General features: G+C 63.9%; 14 protein-coding genes. 1 reads left to right on the plus strand and 13 read right to left on the minus strand.

Features of this window, described 5'->3' with window-relative positions; translation table 11 throughout:
* Positions 1-31 precede the first annotated feature (31 nt).
* The 13 genes from JFU57_RS30015 to JFU57_RS30075 all read right to left on the minus strand — a co-directional run bounded on the left by JFU57_RS30015 (position 32) and on the right by JFU57_RS30075 (position 12,495).
* On the minus strand, positions 32-1,024 hold the full coding sequence (locus JFU57_RS30015) for a 3-hydroxybutyryl-CoA dehydrogenase (protein ID WP_078473996.1): 993 nt from the start codon (positions 1,022-1,024) through the stop codon (positions 32-34).
* A complete protein-coding gene (locus JFU57_RS30020; RefSeq protein ID WP_201131768.1) occupies positions 1,021-2,139 on the minus strand; it encodes an NAD/NADP-dependent octopine/nopaline dehydrogenase family protein in 1,119 nt (372 codons plus the stop codon). The genes JFU57_RS30015 and JFU57_RS30020 overlap by 4 nt, the downstream gene beginning before the upstream one ends.
* A gap of 102 nt (positions 2,140-2,241) precedes the next feature.
* Complete coding sequence (locus JFU57_RS30025; RefSeq protein ID WP_201131769.1) at positions 2,242-3,429, minus strand: alpha-hydroxy acid oxidase; 1,188 nt, start codon at positions 3,427-3,429, stop codon at positions 2,242-2,244.
* A gap of 105 nt (positions 3,430-3,534) precedes the next feature.
* Entirely contained in the window at positions 3,535-4,812 is a 1,278-nt protein-coding gene (locus JFU57_RS30030; protein ID WP_201131770.1) for an OprD family porin, read from the minus strand.
* A gap of 326 nt (positions 4,813-5,138) precedes the next feature.
* Entirely contained in the window at positions 5,139-5,630 is a 492-nt protein-coding gene (locus JFU57_RS30035; protein WP_078473992.1) for a flavin reductase, read from the minus strand.
* Positions 5,631-5,649: 19 nt separating this feature from the next.
* Positions 5,650-6,609, minus strand: a complete 960-nt coding sequence (locus tag JFU57_RS30040) for a PDR/VanB family oxidoreductase (RefSeq protein WP_201131771.1) — start codon at positions 6,607-6,609, stop codon at positions 5,650-5,652.
* A gap of 76 nt (positions 6,610-6,685) precedes the next feature.
* Positions 6,686-7,426: an SDR family NAD(P)-dependent oxidoreductase gene (locus JFU57_RS30045; protein ID WP_201131772.1), complete on the minus strand. Its 741-nt coding sequence runs from the start codon at positions 7,424-7,426 to the stop codon at positions 6,686-6,688.
* A 10-nt stretch (positions 7,427-7,436) separates the two neighbouring features.
* Positions 7,437-7,913, minus strand: coding sequence for an aromatic-ring-hydroxylating dioxygenase subunit beta (locus tag JFU57_RS30050; RefSeq protein WP_078474010.1), 477 nt, complete (start codon positions 7,911-7,913; stop codon positions 7,437-7,439).
* 19 nt (positions 7,914-7,932) lie between these two features.
* Positions 7,933-9,207 carry an aromatic ring-hydroxylating oxygenase subunit alpha gene (locus JFU57_RS30055; protein WP_078473989.1) on the minus strand — a complete coding sequence of 425 codons (1,275 nt, stop codon included), beginning with the start codon at positions 9,205-9,207 and terminating at the stop codon, positions 7,933-7,935.
* 46 nt (positions 9,208-9,253) lie between these two features.
* The gene (locus JFU57_RS30060; RefSeq protein ID WP_078473988.1) at positions 9,254-9,778 is read right to left on the minus strand and encodes a nuclear transport factor 2 family protein; all 525 of its coding nucleotides are present in this window, start codon (positions 9,776-9,778) and stop codon (positions 9,254-9,256) included.
* 15 nt (positions 9,779-9,793) lie between these two features.
* Positions 9,794-10,153, minus strand: a complete 360-nt coding sequence (locus JFU57_RS30065; protein WP_078473987.1) for an IacB protein — start codon at positions 10,151-10,153, stop codon at positions 9,794-9,796.
* Between the two features lie 30 nt (positions 10,154-10,183).
* Positions 10,184-11,356 carry an acyl-CoA dehydrogenase family protein gene (locus JFU57_RS30070; protein WP_078473986.1) on the minus strand — a complete coding sequence of 391 codons (1,173 nt, stop codon included), beginning with the start codon at positions 11,354-11,356 and terminating at the stop codon, positions 10,184-10,186.
* 26 nt (positions 11,357-11,382) lie between these two features.
* On the minus strand, positions 11,383-12,495 hold the full coding sequence (locus JFU57_RS30075) for an amidase (RefSeq protein WP_201131773.1): 1,113 nt from the start codon (positions 12,493-12,495) through the stop codon (positions 11,383-11,385).
* A 792-nt stretch (positions 12,496-13,287) separates the two neighbouring features.
* Between JFU57_RS30075 and JFU57_RS30080 the strand changes: the two genes are divergently transcribed.
* Entirely contained in the window at positions 13,288-14,439 is a 1,152-nt protein-coding gene (locus JFU57_RS30080) for an ABC transporter substrate-binding protein (protein ID WP_201131774.1), read from the plus strand.
* Positions 14,440-14,477 lie beyond the last annotated feature (38 nt).

The following is a 14,477-nucleotide window of genomic DNA, read 5'->3' on the forward strand; positions in this document are numbered from 1 at the left end:
GACAGGCCGCGCCGACCGGATAAAACGGGTTTCAGGGGCCCTCCAGGGCACCGTTGAAACGCGGTGCCAGGCCCATCAGCTCCAGGCGCTGGGTGAAGGTGGCGAGGCGTTCGAGCTTGTAGGCATCGAGGTCGACCTCGCGATAATCGTAAAAACCCTGGCCTTCGCGCAGGCCGTTGCGCCCCTGGGCCATGTGCTCGGCGATCACCTTGGGTGGCAGGAAACGCGGGTCGATGGCGCCGGCCAGGTAATGGGAGGCGTAGTACAGGATGTCGCCGCCGCCCCAGTCGATGAACTCCAGCAGGCCGAGTACCGAGAAGCGCAGGCCGAAGCCGACGCGAATCGCCGTGTCGATGTCTTCAGCGCTGGCCACGCCCTCCTCGACCATGCGCGCCGCCTCATTCATGGCCAGGGCCTGGATCCGCGGCACGATGTAGCCGGCGGCCGGCGCGCATTGCACCGCCACCTTGCCGATGCGCTTGAGCAGGCTCATCAGGCGCTCGACCACGGCCGGGCTGGTGGCCGGGCTGCGGCTGACTTCCACCAGCGGCATCAGCAGTGCCGGGTTCAGCCAGTGGGCATTGACGAAACGCTCGGGGTGGCTGACCAGCGCCGCCAACTCGGTCACCAGGAAGGTCGAGGTGGTGGAGGCAATGATGCTGTCGCTGCCGCAGACAGCGCTGAGCCAGGCAAAGGTCGCAGCCTTGACCTCCAGCACCTCGGGCACCGCTTCCAGCACCAGGGGCGTGGCTTCAAGATCCGCCGCACTGTGCTCGCGGTCGCACAGCCGCAGGCGGCCCATGGCCTGTTCGGCCTGGTGCGCCTGCAGCACCTCCAGGCGCACCAGGCTGGCCAACTCGCTGCGCAGGTGGCAGATCACCTCGGCAAAATAGCTGGCTTGCTGCGCCGCACTGCGGGGCTTGATATCGATCAGGGTCACCTCCAGCCCGGCGTGGACAAAGGCCAGGGCGATGCCCTCGCCCATGCGCCCGGCGCCGACCACGCAGATCCGCGCGCCGTTCACGAGGCCAGGTCCTGCACCAGGCCCTGGCTCAGCAAGCGGGTCATCTGCTCGCGGCTCAGGTGCGCCAGCCCGAGGTTTTCCAGGGTCCGGCCCTGGGCATACAGGTCGATGCCGCTGACCACCGTGGCCAGGCTCAGCAGGCCCTGGGCCACCGGGGTCGGGACCTGCGCCCAGCGCCCGACCGAAACCAGGAACGACAAGCCCAGGCGCGTGTCTTCGAGCATGTAGCGGTGGGTCTGCAGATCGATGTCTTCGCGCCAGTCGCCGCTGTCGGTCAGCTTGCCGTGGGCGCCACGCCCGTACATCCATTCCTCGCCGTCGCTGGCGTAGTGATCGGCCAGGGGAAAGTGCGGCGCGCCGTAGCCCAGGGCTTCGCGGATGGCCATGCGTTCGGCGTCGAGTGCGCTGGTCACGCGCCGGATCGACGGCACCGTGCCTTCGTTGTGGATATCCCAGGCCGGGAAATGCTCCAGGGGCCCGGCGTTCATCAGGATCAGCGGCGGATGGATGATCGGGCCGGCATTCATCAGGGCCCCGCTCAAGGCATCCTCGATCGGCTCGACACTGGGATAGGCCTCGCACAGCACGGCAAACGCCGCGTCGCTCAAGCGGCTGGGAAAGACCCCGGTCGGCAGGCGTGTGGCGTAGCCGCTGATCACCAGGCGCTCGGCGCCATGCTTGCGTGCCAGGTAGGGCAAGGTGCCGGTTTCGGCAAAGGCGACCTCGGCGTGGTTGCCGGCCGTGGCCATGGCCTGGGCAAACACCAGGCTGCCGAACGTGCCGGGCGGCAGGAACACCACCTGGCCCTGTTGCAGCAGCGGCGCCAGCTCATCGGCCAGGGCCGGGTGCGAGGTCGAGGGCAAGGCAATCACCAGCAGTTGCGCGTGGTCCACGGCAGCGGCCAGATCACTGCACAGCTGCAGGCAATCCCCCGGCTGGCCCACGCTCAACTGCCGCTCGCCGCGATAGTCACGGACCTGCAGATGGCCGATGCACTGCAACTGTTCCAGGGCCTGCGCATCGCGCCGCCAGAGCCGCACCTGATGGCCTTTTTCCGCCAGTTCCACTGCCGCCGCGTAACAACCGTGGCCACCGCCGATCACACTGATATTCATAAACACGCTCCTGTAAAAAGAGCCTTGATCCTAGCGACCACGTCCCACCGCGACTGCGCGAAACGCGCAAGCACTGTGCCGATTCTGCAAGCCAATGCGCCCCTAGGCACCCTGGCCGGGACGGCGGAACAAGGCCTCGCGGTCCAGGTGTTCCAGGTGGCTGCACCCCATCAGATTGAGGGTCAGGCGCAGCTCGTCACCGAGCAGGTCCAGGGCCCGTCCGACGCCGGCTTCACCGGCCACCGCCACGCCGTACAGGGTCGAGCGCCCGAGCAGCACCGCGTCCGCCCCGAGGGCCACGGCCTTGGCAATATCACTGCCACGACGGATGCCGCCATCGAGCAGCAGGCACAGCTTGCCGGCCGCCACCGGGGCAATCGCCGCCAGTGCCTCCAGGCTGCTCATGGCGCCGTCCAGCTGGCGCCCGCCATGGTTCGACACCACCACCCCATCCAGGCCCAGGGCGATGGCACGCTCGGCATCGGCCGGGTGCAGCACGCCCTTGAGCAGCAGGCGCTCGCCCCACTGATCGCGCAGGCGCTGGAGCATCTCCCAGTCGAGCAAGGTGTCCATCTGCCGGCCGATAAATGCCATCGAGCCCAGGGCATTGCGCTCGCCCTCGGGCAGATAGGGATTGAGGTTGCCCATGCCCGGCAGGCCGTGGGGCCACATCACCTGCTTCAGCCAGCGTGGGTGGCGCAGCACGTCGAACTTGTTGCGCCAGGCCAGTTGCCGTGGCCGGGCAAAATTGCGCCGGTCCCATTCACGGTTGCCCAGGACCATGGCGTCGCAGGTCAGCAACAACGTCCGGCTGCCGCAGGCCTTGGCCCGGCGCAACAGGTCCGCCTGGACCTTGGGCTCGCCCATGGCATACAGCTGGAACCACAGCTCGACGCCGGGCACCGCGGCGACGATCTGCTCCATGGAGTTGTTCGACGCCGTGCTCAGGCTGAACGGCAGGCCGCGCGCGGTAGCGGCACGCGCCAGGTGGATATCGGCGTCGCGGTGCAGCAGGCCGTTGTAGCCGGTGGGGCCGATCAGCATCGGCAGTGGCAGACTGCGCCCCAGCACATTGCGCCGGGTCGCCGGCCGGTGGCACGGCACCAGCGCCCGGGCGTGCAAACCATAGGCACTGAACGCCGCCTGATTGTCACCCAGGGTCAGCTCGGCCTCGGCGCCACCGCTGAGGTATTCCCAGGCGAAATGCGGCAGGCGCCGCCGGGCCAGTTCGGCCAGCTCGGCAATACTGTGGACCCGACTCAAGTCGGTGCCGGTGTAGAAACGGCGCATAGGCACTCCGTAGACGCGCGAAAAAAAAGACCCGGAGGAGCAATCCGGGCAAGAGGGAAGCGGATAAAAACGCCGCCCGATGCGCGGGCGGCGAGACGCGGTGTTTTAGAACTTCCAGGTGTAGGTGGTGATCAGGCGGTTCTCCTGATAATCCGGGCCCGCGGCCCGACCACTGCCATAGCGGGTCTTGACGTCGATGCGCCGCCATTCGAAGCCCAGGTCCTTGAGGGTGCCGCTCTGCACCACGTAGCCAAGGACGATGTTGCGTTCGCTCTCGACGTTCTGGTCCAGGGCATTGCTGCCACGGTCGACCCCGGTGCCACGGATGTAACGGGTCATCAGCTTCAGGCCGGGCACGCCCATGGCGGCGAAGTTGTAGTCGTAGCGCAGTTGCCAGGAACTCTCGTTGGGCTTGACGAAGGCCACGGTCGACCAGTTCACCAGGTACGGCTGCGGCGCATAGCCGTTGAGGGTGGGAAAGGTCGACTCGCCGAGCATGCGCTGGTAACCGATGCCGAAGGCATGGCCGCCTTTTTTCAGGGTGGTCATCAGCCCGTAGGAGCGGTTGTCGATCTCGCCGTACAAGGCCTTGCCGTCCTCCTTGTTATTGAAGTAACGCAAGTCGGTCTTCAACCCATAACCCGCGCCCAGGTCATGGTTGTACATCAACCCCAGGTAGTGCTGTTGATAGATATCTTCCAACTGCCCATAGAAGTAAGTAGCCGATAAGTTGGGACTGAAGGCATAGGTACCGCCCCCGAAGTTGAGGCCATCACTGCGCCGCTGTATATCCGGGCCGTTAAACAGGTACATCTTTTCCCGATTGGAAGATTCCCGCGAACTGATCTCGGTAAAGCGCCCGCCGGTCAGGGTCAAGTTGTCGATTTCCTTGGATTCGATCTGCACCCCGTGATAGGTGGTGATCAACTGCCGCGAATCATCGATATACGCCACCGGCAAGGTCGGTCGCAGTTCGCCGATCTTGAGTTCGGTCTTGTTGTAACGCACTTTGCCGGTCAGCGCCGCGCGCCCGTAATCGCGAACCTGCTCTCCCTTGCTGTCGTCGTAGGGGATGATGCTGTCGGGGCCGCGACCGCCACCGCCGTCCAGGCGATAGGCGTATTGCGCCGACAGATCGAGGCCAAACTGCAGCGTGCCCTCGGTATAGCCGGAGATGGCGCGAAAATCGAAACCCTGGGTCCAGCTGCCGATCCGCGACTTGGGCGCGTCCGATTGCTTGAAGTCACGGTCGATGTAGAAGTTGCGAGTTCCCAGGCTGATCTGTCGATCATCGACAAAATCGGCCTGCGCAATCAATGGCGTGAAGATCCCCATCACAGCCGTGGTGCAAAGGCCACGGTTAACCCAGCTCTTCTGAAACATGGAACTTTCCTTTCTTTTTATGACATGCACAAAGGCACGACGAGTGGAAGCAGATCAAATGAGCAAAAGAGTAACTTTGGCAGTCAACCTGCAATATTGTTTTTATAACCACTAGAAATGAAAGCAGCTGCAAGTTGCCAGCCTCAACCTTCGAGCTGAAAGAGGCAAACTTACAACATGACACTCACTACTTTCACGCAGCTTATAGAGCCTGCTTATTGTTCTTGTTTCTTGTTTCTTGTTTCTTGCTTATTGCTTATTGCTTATTGCTTATTGCTTATTGCTTATTGCTTATTGCTTCCAACTTGCAGCTTGTAGCTGGCAGCTCAAATCTGCCTCTGCCCTATTTCGTGATAAGCACGGTTGAAATAGACCAGGCCCTGCTGTCCTTCGCTGTTGCGAATCCCCAGGACCTCGCAATAGAAAATCGTGTGCGACCCCACTTCATGGGCCTGGGCGATGCGGCAGTCGAAGCTCACCAGCGCTTCGTCCAGCAGCGGTGCGCCGCTTTCCAGGGTGGTCCAGCGGGCGCTGGAAAAACGCTGTTCGGCGTCCAGGTCGCGGTTGGCGAACACCCCGGACACGTCGCGCAGTTCAGGGGTCAGGACGTTGACGCTGAGCACGCCATTGCTCTTGAAGTGCACATTGGAAAACGACGAGCGATTCATGCACACCAGCAGCGTCGGCGGCTGATCGGTAACGCTGCACACTGCCGAAGCGGTGAAGCCGAAACGACCGGCGGGACCGTCGGTGGCGATGATGGACACCGCGCCGCCGAGCATCGCCATTGAGTTACGAAATCCAGTTGTATCGACCATGGTATTAACCTCCGGTGTATCAGATATCCAGCACCAGCTTCTTGGACTTGGCCCGCGAGCAACACACCAGAATCTGGTCGTTGGCCTGTTTTTCTTCATCTGTGAGGTAGACGTCGCGGTGGTCCGGCTCGCCTTCCAGGACGTCGCACAGGCACGTGCCGCAGACCCCCTGTTCACAGGAAATCTCGATTTTTATCCCGACCGCGCCCAGGGCCTCGACGATGCTCTGGCCCTCGGCCACCTGCACCGTCTTGCCGCTGCGCGCGGCGTGCACTTCAAAGCCCGCACCCGAGGCATCGACGTCGACCTGGAAGTACTCGCGGTGCACATGGTCGTCGGCGTAACCCTGGGCGATGGCCTGGGCGATCACCCAGTCCATGAAGCCCGCCGGGCCGCAGACATACACGTGCACACCGGCTTGCGGGCTGCCCAGGACCTTGGCCAGGTCGAGCTTTTGCGCATCCGCTTCGTCATCGAAGTGGGTGTGCAGGCGCGGGGCGAAGGCGGCGTTGCCCAGCTCCTCGAGAAAGGCGCTGCGGCTGCGGGAACGTGCGCAGTAGTGCAGTTCGAAATCGCTGTCGCGGGCATTCAGGGCATAGGCCATGGCCACCATCGGGGTGATGCCGATGCCGCCGCCGATCAGGATCGAACGCCGCGCATCCGGTGCCAGGGGGAAGTGGTTGCGCGGCGCGCTGATCTCGATTTCACGGCCTTCAAGCAACAGCTCGTGGACCGCCAGCGATCCGCCGCGCGAGGCCGGGTCCTTGAGCACGCCCAGGCGATAGGCCAGGGGCTGGGCCGGGTCGCCGCACAGCGAGTACTGGCGCACCAGCCCCGGCTTCAAGTGGACATCCACATGGGCCCCGGCCTCGAACGCCGGCAACGGCTGCCCCAGTGGGTCGGCCAGATCCAGCACGACGACGCCGTCGCCCTGCTCTTCGCGCTTGCGCACGACGACTTTCAATACTTGATCGCTCATACAGGATCATCCAGATTTCGTGGTAACGGGCCGCGCCATGGCGGCCCTGCGTGTGGGTTCGCGACCCCGATCGGGGTCAGCGCATAAAGAGCCCGCCGTTGACATCCCAGGTTGCGCCGGTGGTGAAGAAGGCCTCTTCGCTGGCCAGTTGCACCACCACGCGGCCGATAAAGTCGGCACTGCCCAGGCGCTGCACCGGAATCCCCTTGATCAGGGTTTCCAGGCGCTCGGGTGGCACCGCCGCACGCACCGCCGGCGACTCGATCGGCCCCGGGGCAATGGCATTGACCGTGACCCCGGACGCCGCCAGCTCCTTGGCGAAGATCTTGGTCAGGGTGATGATCGCGCCCTTGGAGGCGGCGTAATGCGCGCCGGTGGCGGTGCCGCCGTTCTGCCCGGCCAGGGACGCCATGTTGATGATGCGCCCGTAGCCCTGGCTGGCCAGGTAGCCGCCCAGCACCTGGCAACCGACGAAAGTCCCGCGCTGGTTGACGCTGGTCACCCGGTCGAACTCCTCCGGGCTGATCTGCATCAGCGGCGTGGTCATGGTCATCGCGGCGTTGTTGACCACCACGTGCAGCACGCCCCAGGTGCGCAGCACCGCCGCCAGCGCCGCCTCGAAATCGGCCTTGCTGGCCACGTCCAGTTGCAACGCCAGGACCCGCTCGCCGCTGGCGTCGAGCTCCCGGGCGGTGGCCTGGGCCGCGGCCAGCGAAAGGTCGCTGAGCACCACCCGGTACCCTGCCGCCAACAGCTGTTCGGCGATGCTTGCACCCAGCCCGCTGGCGGCGCCGGTGACCAATGCTACCTGTGTCATGCCTGGCTCCTCAGAGGATGTAGCCGATACCGGCGAGGGTGTCGGTGGAGTTGATCAACTGGATCAGCTTGCGCTGGATCTTGAAGCTGTCGCCGCTGCGCACCAGCTGGAAAGTGACATCGGCGGTGTACTGCTTGAGCACGTCCTTGCGGAACTCGCGCAGGTTCTGCGCGCAGCGCACGGTGACCACCCCGCCCTCGTCGGCCAGCAGGCGAAAGCGCGACTGGCTGCGCACGGTACGCGCCCGTGGCGTGGTCGAGATCGACTCGCCACTGGTCAGGCGGGTGACCCGCAGCTGGCGCATATGGTGGTTGTCATAGGCGTAGTTCAGGGTGTTCTCGAAATCGGTTTCCAGCGGGTCGATGGGGATGATGTAGGTCGCATCCTCGGTCCACAGGTCGAGCCAATCGACGAAATCGCCATGGTCGAGCATGTCCGCTTCCTGCCAGATGAAGGCAGTGACTTGGTTGAGCAATTGCAGATTGATCATGGGGTTCTCCGTCGACTCAGGCCGACATCATCTTTTTCCACTGCTGGTAACCAGCGCGCATTCCGGTCTCGGCACTGACGTCGCTGACCAGGCCATCGGCGCTCGGGGTTTCGCCCGGCAGGCCACGGTTGAGCATGATCCACAGGTCGGTGCCAGCACTGGCGCCACGCTGTACCCGCTCCCAGGCCTCGGAGTCGTCCGGGGTGCCAAAGCCCATCGGGCCCTGGAAGTGTTCGTGCAGGCGCAGGCGGTAGCGGTTGGCCACGGCCGGGCCGCCGTCCATGGTGATCACTGCGTGATGGATCTCGGTTTCATCCACCGCGATCGGTTGCAGCACGCGGAAGAACGCCATCGAGCAGGCGATGTTGGGGAAAAGATTGAGGTTGAACCCGGAGCCACCGACCGCCCGCACGATGCGGCGCACGGCCTCCTCGTCCTGGCCTTCGGCGCGCAATTGCTCGGCCAGTTCCTGGAAGCGTTCCGGGATCGGCAGGTCGAGGTTGGCTTCCAGGTCCACCAGATCGGGGATCATCACCATCACGCTGTGGCCGTTGCCCAGGTCTTCGACATAGCCCGGGCCTTCGACGAAATCGAACAGTTCCAGGGTCTGTTCATCCACCGAGGACAGGAATGACTTGTGCACCAGCGGGAAGTGGTAGGCATCGGTGGTGTTTTCGAGCTGGATCTTCCAGTTGCCCGGGAAGCGGAAACGGTGTTCGCCGCCGACTTTGACCGGGTAGCCGGCGCCCTGCTTCATGAACAGATCGATCCACTTTTTGGCCGGGCCGAGGAAGTCCGACAGTGGTTCGATGTCGTCCTTGAAGGTGGCGAAGATCATGCCGTTGTACTGCTCGACCCGCAGGCTCACCAGGGGCAGCTCGCTTTTGTCCAGGCAATCGCCATAGCTCTCGGGATGCGGCACGCCGCGCAGGCTGCCGTCCAGGGCGTAGCTCCAGCCGTGGTACGGGCAGACGAAGCTGTTGGTCTTGCCCTTTTTGTGCTCGCAGACCGTGGCCCCACGGTGGCGGCAGCGGTTGAGCAGGACGTGCACATCCTTCTTGCGGTCGCGCACCACGATCACCGGCTGCTTGCCGACGTAGGTGCTCTTGTAGCTGCCGGAGTCGGGAATCTCGCTGGCGTGGGCGACCCAGATCCAGGTGCTGTAGAAAATCTTGTCCAGTTCCTGGTCGAAGATCCGGCCATCGGTGTAGAGCGAGGTGTGCACGCGGTCGTGCAGCACCAGGTCGGCCGGGCTGGATTCCAGGGTTACGGTGTTTATCAGGTTATTCACGATCACTCCTTGTCGGCGTGTGGCGCCGACTCTAAGAATTCTGGGGCTATGCCTTGGCCGGCACCGGCAACTGGGCGTCGCTGTTCCAGCGGTCCACCGGACGGCTGAACAGGTTTTCGGTCTGGAAATGCGCCATGCGCCATTGCCCCTGTTCCCGGGCGAAACGCACCGTCAGGCGCGCGCTGTTGAGGTGCGAGGCGCCGCTGGCGAAGGTCGAGGTCTGCAACATCACCCAACTCGCGTCTGCGGCATCGCCCTGGACCTGAATCAGCTCCGAGGTCAAAAAGTGCACGTTGAGGGCAAAGTGCGCGGGCTCGACCATGTAGGTGGCGAACATGGCGCTGATCGCCTCGCGCCCCCGGTAGCCACCGAAGCTGTCGCGGTACTTGGCGCCCTTGCCTTCCCACACCGCGTCGAGGGTAAACAGCCCCGCCAACTCGGCGAGCGGCGAACCGACACCCAGTTCGTCGCACAGCAGCATGTAGCGGTTCATGCAGGCCCGGATCGCGTGCTCGCTTTGCAACTGGTCAAGTTGCTGCTCCAGGGCCTCGATGCGCTCTTGTGATGACATGGGGTCGGCCTCGGCTCAGCGCTGGATGATCAGTTCGCGGCCGGTACGGGCCTCGACCTTGCAGTACTTCCAGAGTTTGTACGGGCCATCGCCCACCGACGTGGTACGGAACAGGTTGCAGGCGGCGTGCACGGTCTCGATGTCCGGCACGTCGGCCAGCAGGTAGGTGGTCCAGGGCCAGCCGGCAGACGGCCCGACCATGCTCTGGTCGTCGTCCATGTTGCCGAGCACGGTGACCCCCGGCAGGTCGGCGATGCCGTGCCACATTTCGCCGAAAGCGGCCCAGACCTCCAGGGCCTCGGGGCGCGGCGCGTCGAAGAAGTTCTGGTTGATGCCAATGCAGAACAGCACTCGCAGGGCTTTTTTATCGGTCATGAAATTCACCAGTCAAAGGTTGGAAAAAAATTACAGGTAACCCGGCAGCGGCTTGTTGCCGAAGAAAATGGCGCCGGCGTTCTGGTAGGTCATGTCGCCCATGAAGGCGTGCTGGGTGATGACCTGGGTGTCGTTGACGAAGCGCGACAGCGGGCTGCTGCGATACACCCCGCTCATGCCCGAGAGCATCTGCGCGGTGCGTGCCACTTCGGCGGCGACGCGGGTGGCGTGGGTCGACGACAGGCGCAGCATGTTGGTCTGCTCAAGGGTCACCGGGTCGCCGGCCAGGACACTGCTCCAGGCGTCATCGATGGCCTGGTAGAACCAGGAACGCGCGGCGCGCAACGAGGCTTCGGCCTTGGCCATCTCGACCTGGGCCAGGGGCCGGTCGGACAACGACGGCGCACCGGTCACCGAGATGCGCCCGGAGGCCATGCCGCTCAGTTCATCCAGGGCCGCGCGGGCCACACCGAGACCGACCACCGACAACACCTGGGTGGCGAACGACAGCGACGGGTAGCGGAAAAACGGCTCATCCAGGTTCGCCGGCCCGCCGCGGACGAAGGTCCACTCTTCGGGCACCACCACGTTCTCCACCACCACGTCGTGGCTGCCGGTACCGACCAGGCCGACCACGTTCCAGGTTTCCTCGATCCGCACCTTTTCCCGTGGCATCACGGCCAGGCGCGGCAAGCCGAGCATCTCGCCGTTTTTCGGGGCGATGCCGACGCCGATCAGCGAGGCGCCCATGCAACCGCTGGAGAATTTCCAACGGCCGTTGACCTCCAGGCCACCCTCGACAAAGGTCGCCGGCTGCGGCGGGAAGATACCGCCGGCGAACACCACGTCCGGGGAGTCGGCGTAGATTTTCTTGATCGTGTCCAGGGGCAGCGCCGCCAGGTACACCGGGCTCATGCCGAAGCTGGCGACCCAGCCGGCCGAACCGTCGGCGATCGAAATGTCTTCGACCATCTGGCAGAACTCGGCAGGGGAACGCTCGTCGCCGCCAAAGCGCTTGGGCACCAGGGCGCGGTACACGCCGAGGGTGCGGAAACGCTCGATCACGTCGGCTGAAATGAACTTCTGGCGATCGAATTCTTCGTCCCGGGCCCGGGCACGGATCTCCACCAGCAATTGCTGGAATTCTTCACCCGCGGTGATCGGCGCGCCGCGCTGATGGTCCAGCTCGCTAAGCACAGTCATGGGTTTCTCCAATGTAAGCATGACGATTAGTCTTCCAGACGCCGGACCAGCTCGCGGGCCACTGCACAAAGCAGCTCGTCCGCGCCGTGGGCGGCAATGAGTTGAAGGCCTACCGGTAGTCCTGAAGCGCCTTCCAGGGGAAGACTCAGGGCCGGGTGACCGGAAAGGTTGAACGGCCGCACCAGGGCGGTCATGCCCAGCACCGCACGGGTGTCGGCCGCATCGGCCAGGGCCAGCGGGTAGTCGGGCATGGTCGGCATGGCCAGGATCGGGAAGCGCGCCAGCGCCGCATCGACCTCGGCGCTAAAGGCCTGGCGCACGCGTTCGGCCTCGGCCAGGGCGGCGGCGCTGGTCTGGCTGGCGGCCTGCAGGCGGCCGGCGATATCGGCGCCAACCCGCCCACCGGGCAACAGATGGCCACAGGCGGCCCAGGTCTCGCCATTGATCACCACCATGCCGGCGTCATAGGCCGCCGCCATGCCGGGCAATGGTTGCTCGCCGAGGTGCAAGCCGCAGCGCTCCAGGGCCTGGTTGACGGCCGCCTGGATCTCGGCGGCAGCCACCACCGGCACCACGCCGATGCTGATGTGGTCGACGGTTGGCAGTGGGCCAAAGCTGGGGTCGATGACCTGCATGGCCTCGATCAGGCGCTCGATGCTGGCGGCCAGCGGGCCGACGCAGTCCAGGGTGCTACGGGCCGGCATCACGCCTTCACGGCTGACCCGGCCAAAGCTTGGCTTGAGCCCGAACACCCCACAGCAGGCGGCCGGGATGCGCACCGAACCACCGGTGTCGGTGCCCAGGGCGAAATCACACAGGCCGGCTGCCACCGCAGCGGCCGAACCGCTGGATGAGCCGCCGGGAATACGCCCCGGGTAACGCGGGTTCGGCGGCGTGCCGACCCAGGCGTTGATCCCGGTGGTACCAAAGGCCAGCTCATGCAGGCTGGTCTTGCCGCTGATCCGGCAACCGGCCGCGAGCAAGGCCTGCACCACCTGCGCATGCTCGGTGGCAGCCGGCGCATCGGCCAGTGCATAACTCGAAGCGCGGGTCGCATAGCCGGCGATATCAATGGTGTCTTTGACCATTACCGAGCTGCCGCTCCCACCTAACGCTAATTCTTCGACGACGATCGACATGCCTTTCACCTGCTTCCTAGATCACTGGCCCACTCTCGCCAGAACGGATGTACCCGACCGCAACCGGGGGGCAATCGCTTAAATCTAAAATCATAATATTTACGTGAAATGTCAATTGAATTTTCCCAAATAAAAGAGTGTGTATTTTCGGTGCATTTTTTACCCGATCGCACCAGTGGCGTGCACTTTGGTAACAGACCTTAAAAAACCCTAAAAACCCCTAAATCAGTCTTTTTATCGTTATTTATCAATAATATATGAACATGATGAAAATCACTCTCAACAAACAAAAGGCGAAGACACAGCTCGAAACACGCAAAAAAATACGTTCCGATTCAATAAAAAACAGGGCTCAAAACAGGCCATTTTCAAGCCCTAAAAAACACAATTTTTTGCACTTTTCAGAGGCCGTCTCCAACCCTGAAAATGCCCTTCCTTGATCCAGATCAACGCCTTGCTCCACACGGTGTGCATGGGCTTTTTGCGGGCCCGCCAGACACCTCGATCCAGCCCCCGCCACCGCCCCCTCAACCGACCCTCGATTGCCCCATCGTCAGCAAGGCGCGGTAACACCCGAGGCGCCGTGCTTCAGATTTTTCTGGCATGCAATCTGCTTTTGCCGTCCTCGCCTCCTGGCCGATGAGTCATCGGTCGGTCAGCACAGGCGGCGTCAGGTGAGCCACCACGACGCCCATGCCACTCGATAAAAACAGGCCACCCCCGTCGCCCTCGGGCGTCGGGAGGGCTAGCCACTCGCCCCTTGCATCGCCTTGCAACGCTTCGGAGAAAGTCATGTTCTTCAGAAAAGCCGTGTCCACGTTGTTGTTGAGTGTCGCCTGCGCCAGTGCCGCGCAGGCTGAAGTGAAAGTCGGGGTGATCACCTCCTCCACCGGCCCCATCGCCCTGGTCGGCTTGCCGCAGAAGAACACCGTCGCCCTGCTGCCGACCCAGGCCGGCGAGCAGACGGTGAAGTACATTTCCCTGGATGACGCCAGCGACCCGACCGCCACCGTCAAGGCGCTGAAGAAGCTGATCGACGAAGAAAAAGTCGACGCAATCATTGGCCCAAGCGGCTCGCCCAACGCCATGGGGGTGATCCAGTTCGTCGCCGAAGCCGGCGTGCCATTGCTGGCGCCAGTCGGCACTGCCGCAGTGGTGCTGCCCATGACCGAGCAGAAGAAATGGGTGTTCAAGACCACCCAGAACGACGACCTGATCGCCAAGGCGCTGTTTGAGTACATGAGCAAAAAGGGCGTGAAAACCCTGGGCTTCATCGGCACCGCCGACCCCTACGGCGAGAACTGGGCCAAGGTCATGGGCGGCCTGGCGGCCGAGCACGGGATCAAGGTGGTGGCCAATGAGCGCTTCCAGCGCCAGGACACCTCCGTCACCGGGCAGAGCCTGAAAGTACTGGCCGCACGCCCCGACGCGGTGCTGGTGGCGGCCCCCGGCAGTTCGGCGGTGATGCCTCAGACCACCCTGTTCGACCAGGGCTATCGCGGCCAGGTGTACCAGACCCACGGCGCCGCCCTGCCGGACTTCCTCAAGCTGGGCGGGAAGAAGGTCGAGGGCACCATCCTCGCGGCGAGCCTGATGCTGGTGCTCGACGAAATCCCTGATTCCCACCCGTCGAAAAAGATCGCCAGCGACTACACCGCCGCCTACCAGAAACTCACCGGCAGTGCGCCCGCGACCTTTGGCGGCAACACCTTCGACGCCGGCCTGCTGTTGCAGAAGGCGATCCCGATCGCGGCGCAGAAGGCCGCACCCGGCACCCCGGAATTTCGCGCGGCACTGCGTGATGCCCTGGAGCAGAGCCACGAACTGGCCGGCACCCAGGGGGTTTACAACATGACCCCGCAGGACCACAGCGGCTTCGATGAGCGCGGTCGCGAGCTGATCGTGGTCAAGAACGGCAACTGGACCCTGTTGCGCGACAACTGATCGAACCCGGGGCACGTCATGCCTGACGTGCTCGACCC

The sequence above is a fragment of the Pseudomonas sp. TH07 genome, from assembly GCF_016651285.1.
Lineage (GTDB): Bacteria > Pseudomonadota > Gammaproteobacteria > Pseudomonadales > Pseudomonadaceae > Aquipseudomonas.

Bases quoted from the DNA above. Each gene is read 5' to 3' on its own strand.
- JFU57_RS30025 (WP_201131769.1), bottom strand. From the start codon at position 3,429: ATGCGCCGTTTCTACACCGGCACCGACTTGAGTCGGGTCCACAGTATT.
- JFU57_RS30080 (WP_201131774.1), top strand. From the start codon at position 13,288: ATGTTCTTCAGAAAAGCCGTGTCCACGTTGTTGTTGAGTGTCGCCTGC.
- JFU57_RS30065 (WP_078473987.1), bottom strand. From the start codon at position 10,153: ATGACCGATAAAAAAGCCCTGCGAGTGCTGTTCTGCATTGGCATCAAC.
- JFU57_RS30075 (WP_201131773.1), bottom strand. From the start codon at position 12,495: ATGTCGATCGTCGTCGAAGAATTAGCGTTAGGTGGGAGCGGCAGCTCG.
- JFU57_RS30030 (WP_201131770.1), bottom strand. From the start codon at position 4,812: ATGTTTCAGAAGAGCTGGGTTAACCGTGGCCTTTGCACCACGGCTGTG.
- JFU57_RS30040 (WP_201131771.1), bottom strand. From the start codon at position 6,609: ATGAGCGATCAAGTATTGAAAGTCGTCGTGCGCAAGCGCGAAGAGCAG.
- JFU57_RS30070 (WP_078473986.1), bottom strand. From the start codon at position 11,356: ATGACTGTGCTTAGCGAGCTGGACCATCAGCGCGGCGCGCCGATCACC.
- JFU57_RS30035 (WP_078473992.1), bottom strand. From the start codon at position 5,630: ATGGTCGATACAACTGGATTTCGTAACTCAATGGCGATGCTCGGCGGC.
- JFU57_RS30045 (WP_201131772.1), bottom strand. From the start codon at position 7,426: ATGACACAGGTAGCATTGGTCACCGGCGCCGCCAGCGGGCTGGGTGCA.
- JFU57_RS30020 (WP_201131768.1), bottom strand. From the start codon at position 2,139: ATGAATATCAGTGTGATCGGCGGTGGCCACGGTTGTTACGCGGCGGCA.
- JFU57_RS30060 (WP_078473988.1), bottom strand. From the start codon at position 9,778: ATGTCATCACAAGAGCGCATCGAGGCCCTGGAGCAGCAACTTGACCAG.